This is a genomic window from Ferdinandcohnia sp. SAFN-114, from assembly GCF_059415045.1.
Genome location: NZ_JBPFDQ010000039.1, coordinates 35,905 through 49,645, shown reverse-complemented (window position 1 = coordinate 49,645; position 13,741 = coordinate 35,905). Strand labels below are relative to the sequence as shown.

Here is a 13,741-nt window from a genome sequence, read left to right as displayed (position 1 = left end):
AAACAAAAAAATAGGCGATTTTGTGTTTTTAGGAATTAGCATTAATTTATTAAAGCACTACACTACATTTAAGTACACTTATTCACAAACCTAGAAGAACATATATGTTTTTACTGTTTGGCATTTCCATTTTTAACTTTATAGAAAGCTAACGTTAAACCAATAATTAAACAAATAAGTCCACCTAATCCTGTTGTAATTATAGATAATTCCTCTTTAAAAATGAACTCACTTATACCCAAAAATATAATAATTAACCAGCCTAAGACATTTATTTTGTTGGGTTTCATTCAACCACCCTCATTGGTAGAAAATTAAATCCGTACTTTAACTCTACTACACCCTTAGTTAAATAACATCTCCTTTTATTTTAACAGAAATATCCAACAACCCAATATAATAAATAAGAAAATTAGTGCCTTTTTATCAAATGGATTAGCAAAGAAACACAAACTTCTGTCGCTTTACTGAAAGAGGTGCGAATTAGGTTACTAATTTACTTATAAACAAGCTAATTATCCCATTATATCAACAAAAGGAAGCAGTCAAAGTCATATACGAATTCGACTGCTATTTAATGTGTTATTTAACCATTTGTACTCGAAAACAGAATCCGTTATACGACTAGGCATTTTTTACATTAAGTAAATAATGATGAAATATCCCATCATAACGCAAAGCCCCATTGGCACTCCGAACTTTGCCCACTCTTTACTAGTAATTTCTAATTTCCCTGCTGCGATAATATTAGGGATATTACCAGGAATAAGCATTCCGCCACTAATTAATAATCCTAAGAGTATCGATTGAATCGTAAAATGGTCCATTGCTGGACTGATTTCGGCCGCTGCTAAAGTGGCATTATCAAGAATAGCTGAAATCATATTTAGCCAGTAAAGAAGTAACGGGTCAAGCCCGATGAAATAACGATTGATCATTGGCTCGAAGCCTGCACCTAGTAAGGTTAACCCCATGACGAAAAAATAGATCTTTAACGCTCGTACAAGAATTTCTTCATACGTTTCAAGATTTGATTCCTTTTCAACCATTCCTTTTTTACGATTTGGTGGTTCCACTACAAGAGTGGCTAATAACCCAAATAGAAGAAGTGCTGCAAAAATTTGAGGACCGATTAAGCTTATTAAAAAGAAAAACTCTTCATTAAGCTTACTGATTGCGATTGTTGATAAGGGCTCCCCTATGGGTGTTAATGCTGCCCCCATGCCAATTGAAAAACAGGCAATTATGACAAAGCGAATCATAGATGCACGTTCTAGTCTAAGTGAAGAAGCAACCAAAACAAGTACAAGTGCTGCGATGATGGCAGTTATGATACTTGAAATAAGCCCTAGGATAATGACGACTAATCCAATAAATAAGCGGAATGGGATTCTCCGACTCAGTCCAACAATGGATTTTTGCAATGGTGTATGAAACCATTTGAATAGCAACCCAGCTATAAAAACAGCTAACGTGATCTTGATGGGATCAACAGCTGCCCGTATAAATAGCTGACTGCTAAATACACCACCTACAACCGCAGCAAGAAGCCCCATAACAAACAGGAATAACTCCAGATTTTTCTCAACAATCCTGACCGAAAATGGTAAAAATAGCACAAAGATTAGAATTACTAAGAGTCCGATAATCATTCACATTACCTCAACTTTTCTTTTTGATGCGCCTAGAAGCAAGTATTATATTCATATGCAAAATTCGGACAAACTTGCTAAACAATTTTTTATCTTGTTTTATCAATGTATTTGATTTACAGAATATAAACACTAGATTAAGCTTTTGGAGAAACAAAAAAATTTAAAAATCGACTGTAACGAAATCGAACCTCAAGGTACTAATACATTGAACAAACAAAAATAAAATAGTGGGGAGAGGAAAATGGAGCTAGAGGAGCTATATAAAGAAATACAACCACGAATATATGCTTTTTTCTTTATAAAAACCTCTAGCAAAGAGATTGCGGAGGATTTAACACAAGAGGTATTTTATGAAGCCATTAAAAGCATGCATTCCTTTTCACAGCAATCGAGTATCCAAACGTGGTTATTCTCTATTGCAAGAAATCGGTTATTAAAGCATTATCGGTCAAAAAAATATAAAAATCAGCTTAACGAAATGCTTAAAAAGGAAACAGGAGAATCAATTACACCAGAGCAAGAAGTACTTAAGAATGAAGCCAAACAAAATCTGATCGAATATCTGAATCAACTAGATGAATTGTCAAAAGAGGTTGTAACACTAAGAATCTACGGTGAATTGTCGTTTAAAGAGATTGGCAGCCTGCTTGGAAAAAGTGAGAACTTTGCAAGAGTCACGTTTCATCGAGCAAAACTAAAGCTTCAAAAGGAAATGGAGGGATACCATGGATAAGCATCCTACACAAGCCATTATTGAAGATTTGCTTCCATTATACAATGAGGGCCTTCTAAGTACAGAAACAACAACATGGCTAGAAGGGCAAATACAAGAAAGTGAAGAACTTCAGAAACTGGTTACTCAATCAACAATACCGCTTGATAAAGAAGAGATTGATTCACCTGTCCAGCACGATAAAATGATTACTACCATCAAAAGAAGGCTTGCGCTTTATCAACTCATTTTTGTTGGGCTATCATTTTATTTAGCTATTCAGACATCCCTACTTAATGAAAGTTTTGGTTTTATTTTATGGTACGCGGTATTAGGATTACTCACTTACTTGTTTTATAAAGATATAAAAATTGTTTTTTATGTCTCTTTTATACCAATCTTTATTTGGTCAATTGGAGGCAATATAGCTGATTATATGAATGGTCAAATAGATACTACAGTTTCTTTAGGCAGATTCTTGTATCAATCCGTAATGGGTTCTACCTTAGTTACACTGATTCATTGTTTATTTGCATTCATTGGTAGCTTGATTGGTTTTTTCTATTTAAAAATAAGGAACGGTGAGGATCAATGAAAAAGCGAAAAGTTATTTATGGTGTGATTATCGGAGTACTCGTTGTGTTCGTCCTTTTCATCTATAATGCTTTTAATGGGAATCCAGTAAGTAAATTTTATTCAACAAAAGTTCTGGAACATTATTTGGAAGAAACCTACCCAGAACGCGATTTCCGTATGGAAGAAGTGTTTTATAATTTTAAGTTTTCAACATATGATTTTAAAGTAATTGAAATCGGCAATGCCAGTCCAAATGGAAATGAACCAAAAACGTATGAATTTACTGTTAGAGGATTTTTGAAGCCATATGTAAACTTAGATACCATTTATATAGAAAATCTTGACGAACCTTTAATGGAAAAATTAAGTGGAGAAGCCCAAAGTGAAATAACAGATTTGCTAATGCAATCAGTACCTGCAGTGAAAGGTATTGGAGTTTCCTTAGAGGTCTTGAAAGGAAAGTACAATTCAAATACCAATTGGAACAAGGACATGGAGCTTGAACGTCCAATAAGTTTGCATATTGTTCTGGATTCAACCAATTCAACGGTAGAAGATGTATTTAATGAGGCTGAAGTCATTCAAAAGATGTTAAACGAAAATGAGTATACCTATGAATCGGTCACAATTAATGGGAACATTATTGATAATCCAAATGCTGAATATGTAAAAGATGATACGGGCTATGTAAAATATTCTGTTTCATTTGAAAAAGATACAGAAATTAACGTACAGAATATTGAAGTGTTTGAATAGTGGAAAGAATAACTGACATCTCTCTTTTTAGAGGGATGTTTTTTATTGACTTTTAGGATAGTCGGAATTATAGTTAATCATGTTAATAGTTAAAGTGTTTAACTATTTAAAGTGTATGAATCTTATTTTGTGAGGTGATAGTGAAATATGGCTAAAACAAACATTAAGGAATTGGTTGATTTATATGTAGATGTATCATTTTCAGTGAACACCATTGCAGATTCGCTTGTGAAGGAACAACTTGGAACCGAACTAACCAATGAACAGCATTATACACTTCGCTACATAAATAAAGTAGGTTCGTGTACTTCAACTGAACTTGCTGAGGTTTTTGAAGTGAAAAAAAGCGCAATTACTGCCATCATAAATCGCCTTTTTGAAAAAGGGTTAATTGATAGATCACGTGATGAAAATGATCGAAGACTTGTCTATCTAACATTGTCAGATAGAGGGGAAAAGCTGTTTTTAAAGACAGAGGAGCGAGTTAATAAACTTGTAGAGTCTATTATTGGTGAATTCTCTGAAGAAGAGATTGTTCAATTTTTAAAAACGTATGAAAAGCTTAATGGAATCCTTCAAAAGATAAAACAGAACAAGGTGGTGGAATAAGTATGAATTTTATCATTAAACGGAAATGGTTTGTCCTATTAGCATGGGTTGTGATCGTAGCTGGACTATTTCTAGCAGCTCCAAATATGGGAGATCTTGTGCGTGAAAAAGGCCAGATAACTGTACCTGATGAGTACTCATCCTCCATTGCAGGTCAAATATTAAATGATGCACAGACCCAAGAGGGTGGCGGAGATGAAACACAGGTGGCACTTGTGTTTCATGATAAAAAGAAGTTAACTGATGACGAAATCAAAGAAGCTGAAAAAGCCATCCGACTTCTTGAAGAAAAGAAGGATGAAATCGGTATTACTGAAATACTTACTCATTTTAATGAGGAAACACTAAAGGAACAGCTTGTTTCAGAGGACGGAAAAGCAATACTTGCTTCTGTAACAGTTAGCTGGAATGACCGGGAGCCAAAAGAGCTCAGTGATGCTTTGTATCAAGCCATTAAAGATGTAAAGGTTGACCATTATTATACAAGTGAATGGCTCATTAGTGAAGATCTCGTGACTAGTTCACAAGAAGGGTTGAAAAAGACTGAAGGTATTACAGTTGTCTTTATTCTTGTCGTTCTTTTACTTGTCTTTAGATCCCTCGTAGCACCGATTATTCCACTGGTGACAGTTGGTTTTACTTATCTTGCGTCACAATCGATCGTTGCGATGCTGGTTGATAAATTTGATTTTCCAATTTCAACTTATACACAGATTTTCCTAGTCGCTATTTTGTTTGGAATAGGAACAGATTACTGTATTTTGCTTTTAAGTCGATTTAAAGAAGAACTATCACATCGAGAAAGCTTAACAGAAGCAATCGTTGCAACGTATAAGAATGCGGGTAGAACAGTATTTTTCAGTGGCGTTGCCGTCATGATCGGCTTTGCTGCAATAGGTTTTTCTCAGTTCATTTTATACCAATCGGCTGTGGCTGTAGCGGTAGGTGTTGCAATTTTACTAGTTGCATTATTCACGGTCGTACCATTCTTTATGGCCGTTTTAGGGAAAAAATTATTCTGGCCTTCTAAGCAGAATTTAGAACATGGAGATAGTAAAATCTGGGCAGTTGCTGGAAGATTTTCATTAAAGCGACCACTCTTATCTCTATTAATTGTTGCTGCTATCATTGTTCCATTCTTAGTTGTGTATGATGGAGAGCTATCTTATAACTCTTTAGAAGAATTAAGTGGAGATGTAAACTCGATTAAAGCATTCAATGCGATTTCGGATAGCTTCAGACCCGGTGAATCCATGCCAACTCAAATCGTATTGAAAAATGATGAGGCAATGGACTCCACAGAGTATATCGAATTAGCCGAAAAAATCAGCCGCGAAGTGGAAACAGTGGACCTTGTTGACGCTGTTCGCTCTGTCACAAGACCAACTGGTGAACCAATTGAGGATTTATTCGTTGCAAACCAAGCAAAAACGCTTGAGGAAGGTCTTGGTGAAGGAAAAGACGGATTAACTCAAATTAAAGATGGGCTTGAAGAGGCTGGTAGTGAACTTGCAAAATCAGAGCCAGAGCTTAAAACCGCTACAGATGGAATCGGTGAATTAATTACTGGAACTAATCAGGTAAAATCCGGCCTAACAGAGATCCAAACAAACCTTTCAAAGATTGAGTCGGGTATCCGTAGCGGTACAGCTGGAATCGATACGATGATTGCTGAAGTTGACAAAGCAAAGGCTGGATCAGAAGAATTATTAAACTATTATAATACGAAACTATTAGTCGGTTATAAAGATGCCCAAAGTGGAATTGCAGGTTTGCAAACTGGCTACTCTGAAATAGCAAATGCGCTCCAACAATTAACCATTGGTGTGAACCAACTAAATGAAGGTGGATTTGCTTATTTAGAAGGCTCCTATATTCATGCAGAGAGTGGCCAAAGTATCGCTGGCGATGATGTGTATAATGGAATGAAGCAATCCTTACAAGGAATCCCACAATTGTCAGCGGGGATTCAAGAACTAAACGGTCATCTTTCTGAGGTAAATACCGGAATGACTCAAGCTAATGCAGGATTTGAACAATTGCTTAAAGAACAAGCAGCACTTCCAGCTGGTCTTGAGCAGTTAATTGCAGGACTAGGAGAACTAAAATCTGGGCTTGTTCAAGCCGCAAATGGCCAAGGTCAAATCGTTCGTGGTATGCCACAAATCACAAATGGCTTAACAGGCATTAATGATGGCCAACAGCAGCTCCTTGATGGATTTGGAAGTTTAGGTGGTCAATTAACACAATTAACGGATGGACTGACTCAAAGTGCTGATGGTCTAGAACAGGTTTCAGATGGATTAGGATCAGCTCAAGAATATTTATCAAATCTTTCAAACTCTGAAGAATTAAATGCTTTTTATATGCCAGAAGAAGTACTAGAGAGTGAAGATTTCGCACAAGTCCTTAATGTATACATGTCAAAAGATCGCAAAGTTATGACATTGGATGTCATCTTTGAAGCGAACCCTTATTCCAACGAAGCAATGTCACAAATAGAGGAAATTGAAGCAGCTGTTGCAAGAGCAACAAAAGATACTAAGCTTGAAAATGCAGATGTCGCACTTGGAGGTATCACAAGTACCAATACGGATCTAAGTAAAATGTCTGACCAAGATTACTCACGTACAATCGTGTTAATGTTTATTGGTATTGCGATCATCTTAATATTCATGTTCCGTTCGTTAATCATGCCACTCTATCTAATAGGTTCATTAATATTAACCTATTACACATCAATGGCCATTAATGAAGTGATTTTCGTCGATATTCTCGGATATTCTGGAATCAGCTGGGCGGTGCCATTCTTTGGATTTGTTATCTTAGTCGCACTCGGCGTCGACTATAGTATTTTCCTAATGGATCGCTTCAACGAATACCGTGACATCCCAGTTGCAGAAGCAATGCTTCTTTCCATGAAGAAGATGGGAACTGTTATTATTTCCGCTGCTATCATCCTTGGAGGTACATTTGCAGCCATGATGCCGTCTGGAATGTTATCCTTGCTTCAGATTGCATCGATCACACTCGTTGGACTCATGCTCTACGCATTTGTGATTCTGCCATTATTTATTCCAGTAATGGTCAAGAACTTTGGAATCGCCAACTGGTGGCCATTCAAACGACCAACCAATTAATCAAAAAACGAGGCTCCCTGTTTTATGGGCCTCGTTTTTTAGAATGAAATTTACTATCACTAACTAAAACTACATTTCTTCTGCATGGTACAATGATTGTATTAGACCCAGTGGAGGTACAAGATGCATTTCATACAAATTGGCTCTCTAGCCATCATGACAAAATGGATCATCCTTGGAGTTGGCATAATCGCAGGCCTTATCGTTGCACGGGTTAGGTTAGTAAAAACAACAACAACTGACAATACAAAAAGTATTATCAATCTACTTACTAACGGCATTTTCATTGGCTTTTTAGCGTGGAAGGGAAGTTTATTCCTTTTAGAACCTGGACTCGTCATAAAAAGTCCGATGTCTTTACTCTATTTTACTGGAGGAACCAAAGGATTAGCGATTGCAGTTGTTATTATCATAGTCTATTTTCTATATCATATAAAAAAGAGGAGCGTAACAACAGTGCACCTCATTCGCTCAATGCTTATTGTCGTCTTCACAACCTCTATGATATATGATTTACTAGCGCTATTTTTACTTAGTGATGACAGCGTTTTTCATTTTATAAAATCTATGGGTGCATTCTTTCTTTTATTGTTGACACTCTATAATAAAGGACAACAAAAAAAGGAAGTGTTTCATGATATGAAAAAAGCAGCGTTAATCGTAGGTTTAACAGGACTCATAGTGTGGACGGTCAATAGCAATTTTTCTTTCGCTAACCCGCAAGAGAATATAAAAGCAACAGAAGTCGAGGTTGGAATTTCGGAAGGACAGTCAGCACCTGATTTTACCTTGAAAACAACAAGTGGAAAGGAAATGAAGCTTTCTGAATTTAGAGGGAAGAAAGTTATTTTAAACTTCTGGGCAAGTTGGTGTCCGCCATGTAAAGCGGAAATGCCTCATATGCAAGAATTTTATGTGGAAAATAAAGAATCAAATGCCGCTCTGTTATCTGTAAATCTGACAACTGCAGAAAAAAAGAGCTCAGATGTTGCGAAATTTGTGGATGAATATGAGCTCACCTTTCCAGTCTTACTTGATGAGGAAGGTCATATTGGACAAATCTATCAAGCTTACGCCATTCCGACAAGTTATTTAATTGATTCCAGAGGTATCATCCGGAAAAAAATTGTCGGGCCGATGGATAAGGAAATGATGACAGAGTTAATCAAAAGTGTGAATTAAAAAAGAAAAGTGAGATGTTCACTTTTCTTTTTTTTCGCCCTGATTTTGAATGAGTTCGTCCACCAAGCCTTCTGCCGCACGACGATAAAATTGGCTTGCTGTAATAAAAGATAGAATTAAAAGCACCTTTTTCAGCTGTTCATCCTCGGAAGAACCGATTTCCTCTGAAACATCTTTCATTTTTGTATCCACATCTTCTTTGAATTCAGTTGCATTTTTTTTATAAAGAGCAAGATAGCTCTTATAAAATTCTTCTAACTCGAACCCCTCATCATTCATGATTTTGTGATTTACACCATCAAGTGTTGACTTGATATCATTGATTGATAGCCCACCTTTTAGTTGGTAAATCAAACTTAGTAAAATTAAATGCTCTCTTGAATATTTTTTGTTTTTAATCGGAATAAGCAATTTACCTTTTGCGTAATTGTTGATCATGGTTTTCGTGAGGACCTTTTCATCCTCATTTCTTTTTGTGGTGTTAAACGTATTTTCAAAAAGTTGGATGACCTGGTCCATGTATAAATCAATTTGTGGAATATCCTCTAAAAAGATATTTTTATCAATATCTATATTCATGGTAACGACCTCATTTATAACGATATTATTTGTTATCTAGTTTACTCTATAACCATCAGAAAGTAAATGTTGACTACGTGGTGGAATGTGTATATGATTATAAGTAGTATTAGAAACTACGTGAAATAGTATCCTTAATAAATTAAAATTAGATGAGCGGTGATAAATATGAAAATTGTATGTTTTGGTGATAGTTTAACCAGGGGTGTTTCTTTTGTGAAAGGTCGCATGCGAATCTTGAAAGAAAATTATCCAGCATTTTTACAGCAATTTGCTTCTGATCACTTCACTATTATAAATAAAGGTGTTTTTAATGATAACTCAGATTTACTGTTGTCCCGAGTTGAAAAAGATGTGGTGGCCGAACACCCTGATTACGTAATCATAAATATTGGTGGCAATGATTGCAATTTCAAATGGGACGAAGTGGCTAAGAATCCTGAAGATGAGCATCAGCCAATAGTTCCAATTGAACGATATATGGAAAATCTGAAAAAATTAATTCTTCGAATCCAAGAAACGAATAGTACTCCAATTTTGATGAACTTACCACCACTTGACCCTGTTCGTTATTACAAGCTACTTGCTCAAACGTATGGGAGCTCAATCAGTCATTGGATTAGTCTTCAAGGAGGCATCGAGCATTGGCACGGTCTCTATAATCGAAGCTTGAATAGTTTAGCAGAGCAATTAAATGTCTTAAAAATTGATGTTCGTACAGCTTTGAAGCAATCTGGTAACTTAAAAGATTTTATTAGTGATGATGGGATTCATTTAACAGGTGAAGGGTATAAAACAATGAGTAGTACCATTTTCTCTTCTCTAGTGAAAACGAAATAAAAGGAGTATGCCACTTGTATAATAGGTGGCATTTTTCTATTCAAAATGGAATACAACAAAAGGAATGTGAAAAACTGTATATCAATGGACATAAGCAAATAGTAAAGTTAAGATAAAAACATGAAAATGAGTAAAGGTAGATGAAAACAAATGAACTATTTTAAATCTGATTACATACTTACGATGAAGGATATTGTTCGTGAGGGACATCCGATTTTAGCTGAGAAAACAAAGGAAGTTCCTGTGCCGCTTGCAGAAGAGGACAAGGAATCACTAATAAGCATGATGAATTATTTGAAAAACAGCCAGGACCCAGCACTTGCGAAAAAGTACGGTTTACGCCCTGGAGTTGGCTTGTCAGCCAACCAAGTTGGTCTCAATAAGCGAATGTTTGTTGCCTATTTTACTGACTTTGATGACAAATTGTATGAATACCACGTAGTGAATCCGAAAATCGTAAGTCATTCGGTTTCCATGACTTATTTGCCAGAGGGAGAAGGGTGCCTATCAGTCGATCGCCCAGTAGAAGGTTATGTTCCTAGGTATGAAAAGATTAAGGTGAAAGCATATGATATCGACGGACAGGAGTTTGTTCTTCGTCTTAAAGGATATGCATCTATCGTGTTTCAACATGAAATTGACCATCTCAACGGAATCATGTTTTATGATCATATCAGCAAAGAGAATCCATTTAAGCTTCCAGACAATGTAGAAATTAAGAGCCTCTATTAAACCATTGGTAATTCCAAAGAATTTTGGAGGGATAGGCGTGAAATATAATTTTGATGAATCAATTAATCGGTTGCAGACGAATTCAATAAAGTGGGATGAGGTAGAGAACCTATTTGGAGATAAAGAAATGCTTCCGATGTGGGTAGCAGATATGGACTTTAAATCTCCAAAGCCGGTCATCGATGCTTTAATAAAACGAGCTGAGCATGGGATTTATGGTTATACAACAAGACCAGATGCCTATTATGATGCAACAGTTGGATGGATGAAACGACGTCACAATTGGACGATTGAAAAGGATTGGATTACTTTTTGCCCTGGCGTAGTCCCGGCATTACATATTATTGTTCAAAACTTTACTAACCCTGGCGATAAAATCTTGATACAGCCACCTGTTTATTATCCGTTCATGAGCGTAATTGAAAAGAATGGAAGGGAAATCGCCTATAATCCTCTACAATTTGAAAATGGTCGTTATACCATGGATTTTGATGACCTTGAGAAAAAAATTGATCCAAGTGTAAAAATGATTATACTTTCAAATCCACATAATCCGGTCGGTCGTGTGTGGACAAAAGATGAATTGTCAAAGCTAGGTGAAATTTGTTTGAAACACAATGTCCTTGTGGTTTCAGATGAAATTCATTTTGACCTCGTTTATAAAGGGAATGTGCATACACCATTTGCTGCGATTTCTGATGAATTTGCTGAGAATTCTATTACATGTACGGCACCAAGTAAGACTTTTAATCTCGCGGGATTAAAAACATCAAATATCATCATTCCGAACAAAGAGTACCGAGAGAAATTTACGAAAGCAGTCGAAGACGCATTCATTAGTATGACCAATACATTTGGAGTAACCGCCCTTATTGCTGCCTATGAAGAAGGTGACGAATGGCTTGATCAACTCATGGACTACTTACAAGAAAATCTAAATTTCCTTAAGGAATATATTCAGACCCATGTTCCAGAGGTAAAAGTGATTGAACCTGAAGCAACGTATCTCGTGTGGCTGGATTGTCGACAGCTTGGCCTAGAAGCCAAGGAACTAGAGCATGTCATTCAAAAACAAGGGAAAGTCGCATTTGACGAAGGCTATATTTTTGGAAAAGAAGGAGAAGGCTTCACCAGAATCAACATCGCTTGCCCAAGAGCTTTATTAGAAGAAGGATTGAAACGATTTAGCCAAGCGGTTAAACAGAAAATTAAATAAAGAGATTCTAAGTGGAAAAAGATCTATTCTTTTTCCACTTTTTTAATATTCGAATAATAATCATCTTCTTAGATATTGTTGGATTTACCTGGTGATTTTTCTATTGAATGTATACGTGTTACATAATGATTATTAAAAGAATAAAGCGTTTTATATATATTTAAAAGCGTTCCCAAAAAATATTTTAGAAAAGGAGTGGAAAAAAATGAAGAAAAAAGCTGTAAAAAAGTTTTACATGATTACTTGTTTGCTTTTAGTAGTTGCGATTATCTTTTCAGGGTGTTCAAGTAAAGAATCCTCAGCTGATCCTGAAGATTTAAAGAACATCACAATGATGGCCAACCTGCATACTCCAGAGGTACCTTCAGACAAGATTGAAAAACTACTAGAAGAAAAGTCTGGTTTTGATTTAACCTTCAGCTGGACACCGGATTCAAACTATGAAGAAAAGCTTAATACTGCTTTTGCAACAGAAACACTTCCAGAAGCAACATTTTTGAAAAACCAGGCATTATTCATTAAATTTAAACAAGCCATACGTGATGGACAGTTCTGGGAGATTGGACCTTATTTAGATGAATACGAAAACCTGAGCAAACTATATGAACAAACTCTAGCAAATACAGCAGTTGATGGTAAAATTTATGCACTTTATCAAGGGAGACCGGCTGCTCGTTCAGGTATTATCTATAGAAAAGATTGGGCAGATAAACTAGGTCTCTCAACACCTGAAACCATTGAAGATGTTTACGAAATGGCACGTGCCTTTACTGAAGATGATCCAGATGGGAATGGTAAGGATGACACAATTGGACTTTCCGATTTCGCTGATTTATATTGGGGAGCTTTTAAAATTATCTCATCTTGGCACGGTACTCCAAATAACTGGAGAGTTAAAGACGGGGAACTTCTTCCTGAATTTATGTTCGATGAATATATCCAAACAATGGACTATATGAAAGATTTACGAAATAAAGGTTATATGAACAGCGATTTTCCTGTTACAAGTAAAGACGACCACAGGGCATTGGTGAAAAACGGTACTGCGGGTATTGTAATTGGACCGATGGGTGATATAAGCAGTATTCACGCTGATACTACTGAACTTAATCCTGACGCAACATTTAATATCACGAATGTAATCACTGGGCCAGATGGAGAGTATGGTATCTGGGCATTACCTGGATATGGAAATGTTGTATTATTCCCAAAATCATCTGTAGAAACAGAAGAAGAATTAAAAGAGATTCTTAAATTCTTTGACTATCTAATGAGCCCTGAAGGCTCTAACCTAGTTTTCTGGGGTATCGAGGGAGAACATTATGAATTACAAGACGGAAAAGCACTGGGTCTAGATACTGATCTGTCAACACGTGATGTAAAACCATACCAGTCTATCGAGATTGGAGAACCTACAACTAATGGAAGATACGATAGTATTTATACGCTAGATATTAAAGAAAAAGCAGAAAAACTAACGGTTGATAATGATCAATATTTAATCATGGATCCAACAGCTGCCCTGGATTCTGCAACCTATATTGAAAAAGGTGAAATGCTGAACCAAAAAATAAATGATGCAACTTATAAGTATATTCTTGGAGATATTGACTTAAATGGCTTTAAGGCTGCTATAGAGGATTGGAAAAAGTCAGGCGGAGACGCGATCATCAAGGAATATAATGAAGCCTATCAAAATATTAAAAAATAGTTTAAATACCCATATTGAAGGGGTGGAAACTAA

The 13,741-nt window shown here is 36.1% G+C and carries 13 protein-coding genes; 10 read left to right on the top strand and 3 right to left on the bottom strand.

The genetic code is table 11. The features are described from left to right. Positions 1-110: 110 nt before the first annotated feature. Complete coding sequence (locus ACR65M_RS13950) at positions 111-290, bottom strand: hypothetical protein (RefSeq protein ID WP_440273606.1); 180 nt, start codon at positions 288-290, stop codon at positions 111-113. 345 nt (positions 291-635) lie between these two features. After that, positions 636-1,652 (bottom strand): DUF1646 family protein, encoded by a 1,017-nt coding sequence (locus ACR65M_RS13945; protein WP_341330438.1) that lies wholly within the window; start codon positions 1,650-1,652, stop codon positions 636-638. 244 nt (positions 1,653-1,896) lie between these two features. Here ACR65M_RS13945 and ACR65M_RS13940 point away from each other — a divergent pair, with 244 nt between their 5' ends. The 6 genes from ACR65M_RS13940 (at position 1,897) to ACR65M_RS13915 (ending at position 8,630) form a co-directional block, all read left to right on the top strand. Beyond that, positions 1,897-2,388 (top strand): RNA polymerase sigma factor, encoded by a 492-nt coding sequence (locus ACR65M_RS13940; RefSeq protein WP_341330439.1) that lies wholly within the window; start codon positions 1,897-1,899, stop codon positions 2,386-2,388. Then, positions 2,381-2,962 carry a hypothetical protein gene (locus tag ACR65M_RS13935; protein WP_341330440.1) on the top strand — a complete coding sequence of 194 codons (582 nt, stop codon included), beginning with the start codon at positions 2,381-2,383 and terminating at the stop codon, positions 2,960-2,962. Before ACR65M_RS13940 ends, ACR65M_RS13935 begins: the two co-directional genes overlap by 8 nt. Next, complete coding sequence (locus ACR65M_RS13930) at positions 2,959-3,699, top strand: YfjL-like protein (RefSeq protein ID WP_341330441.1); 741 nt, start codon at positions 2,959-2,961, stop codon at positions 3,697-3,699. The genes ACR65M_RS13935 and ACR65M_RS13930 overlap by 4 nt, the downstream gene beginning before the upstream one ends. Positions 3,700-3,846: 147 nt before the next feature. After that, positions 3,847-4,308, top strand: coding sequence for a MarR family winged helix-turn-helix transcriptional regulator (locus ACR65M_RS13925; protein ID WP_341330443.1), 462 nt, complete (start codon positions 3,847-3,849; stop codon positions 4,306-4,308). A 2-nt stretch (positions 4,309-4,310) separates the two neighbouring features. Further along, positions 4,311-7,448: an MMPL family transporter gene (locus tag ACR65M_RS13920; RefSeq protein ID WP_440273605.1), complete on the top strand. Its 3,138-nt coding sequence runs from the start codon at positions 4,311-4,313 to the stop codon at positions 7,446-7,448. Between the two features lie 123 nt (positions 7,449-7,571). Continuing rightward, positions 7,572-8,630 carry a peroxiredoxin family protein gene (locus ACR65M_RS13915; RefSeq protein ID WP_341330445.1) on the top strand — a complete coding sequence of 353 codons (1,059 nt, stop codon included), beginning with the start codon at positions 7,572-7,574 and terminating at the stop codon, positions 8,628-8,630. Between the two features lie 18 nt (positions 8,631-8,648). Here ACR65M_RS13915 and ACR65M_RS13910 read toward each other — a convergent pair whose 3' ends face one another. Continuing rightward, positions 8,649-9,209 carry a DUF1836 domain-containing protein gene (locus tag ACR65M_RS13910; protein WP_341330446.1) on the bottom strand — a complete coding sequence of 187 codons (561 nt, stop codon included), beginning with the start codon at positions 9,207-9,209 and terminating at the stop codon, positions 8,649-8,651. A gap of 168 nt (positions 9,210-9,377) precedes the next feature. Here ACR65M_RS13910 and ACR65M_RS13905 point away from each other — a divergent pair, with 168 nt between their 5' ends. The 4 genes from ACR65M_RS13905 to ACR65M_RS13890 all read left to right on the top strand — a co-directional run bounded on the left by ACR65M_RS13905 (position 9,378) and on the right by ACR65M_RS13890 (position 13,708). Beyond that, complete coding sequence (locus tag ACR65M_RS13905) at positions 9,378-10,049, top strand: SGNH/GDSL hydrolase family protein (RefSeq protein WP_341330447.1); 672 nt, start codon at positions 9,378-9,380, stop codon at positions 10,047-10,049. A 150-nt stretch (positions 10,050-10,199) separates the two neighbouring features. Beyond that, on the top strand, positions 10,200-10,781 hold the full coding sequence (gene def / locus ACR65M_RS13900; RefSeq protein ID WP_341330448.1) for a peptide deformylase: 582 nt from the start codon (positions 10,200-10,202) through the stop codon (positions 10,779-10,781). Positions 10,782-10,818: 37 nt separating this feature from the next. Then, on the top strand, positions 10,819-11,997 hold the full coding sequence (locus ACR65M_RS13895; protein WP_341330449.1) for a MalY/PatB family protein: 1,179 nt from the start codon (positions 10,819-10,821) through the stop codon (positions 11,995-11,997). 205 nt (positions 11,998-12,202) lie between these two features. Then, positions 12,203-13,708 (top strand): extracellular solute-binding protein, encoded by a 1,506-nt coding sequence (locus tag ACR65M_RS13890; RefSeq protein WP_341330450.1) that lies wholly within the window; start codon positions 12,203-12,205, stop codon positions 13,706-13,708. The last annotated feature ends 33 nt before the right edge of the window (positions 13,709-13,741 follow it).

Excerpts from the sequence above, each read along its gene's own strand:
- ACR65M_RS13950 (WP_440273606.1), bottom strand. The coding sequence starts at position 290 with ATGAAACCCAACAAAATAAATGTCTTAGGCTGGTTAATTATTATATTT.
- ACR65M_RS13945 (WP_341330438.1), bottom strand. The coding sequence starts at position 1,652 with ATGATTATCGGACTCTTAGTAATTCTAATCTTTGTGCTATTTTTACCA.
- ACR65M_RS13940 (WP_341330439.1), top strand. The coding sequence starts at position 1,897 with ATGGAGCTAGAGGAGCTATATAAAGAAATACAACCACGAATATATGCT.
- ACR65M_RS13935 (WP_341330440.1), top strand. The coding sequence starts at position 2,381 with ATGGATAAGCATCCTACACAAGCCATTATTGAAGATTTGCTTCCATTA.
- ACR65M_RS13930 (WP_341330441.1), top strand. The coding sequence starts at position 2,959 with ATGAAAAAGCGAAAAGTTATTTATGGTGTGATTATCGGAGTACTCGTT.
- ACR65M_RS13925 (WP_341330443.1), top strand. The coding sequence starts at position 3,847 with ATGGCTAAAACAAACATTAAGGAATTGGTTGATTTATATGTAGATGTA.
- ACR65M_RS13920 (WP_440273605.1), top strand. The coding sequence starts at position 4,311 with ATGAATTTTATCATTAAACGGAAATGGTTTGTCCTATTAGCATGGGTT.
- ACR65M_RS13915 (WP_341330445.1), top strand. The coding sequence starts at position 7,572 with ATGCATTTCATACAAATTGGCTCTCTAGCCATCATGACAAAATGGATC.
- ACR65M_RS13910 (WP_341330446.1), bottom strand. The coding sequence starts at position 9,209 with ATGAATATAGATATTGATAAAAATATCTTTTTAGAGGATATTCCACAA.
- ACR65M_RS13905 (WP_341330447.1), top strand. The coding sequence starts at position 9,378 with ATGAAAATTGTATGTTTTGGTGATAGTTTAACCAGGGGTGTTTCTTTT.
- def (WP_341330448.1), top strand. The coding sequence starts at position 10,200 with ATGAACTATTTTAAATCTGATTACATACTTACGATGAAGGATATTGTT.
- ACR65M_RS13890 (WP_341330450.1), top strand. The coding sequence starts at position 12,203 with ATGAAGAAAAAAGCTGTAAAAAAGTTTTACATGATTACTTGTTTGCTT.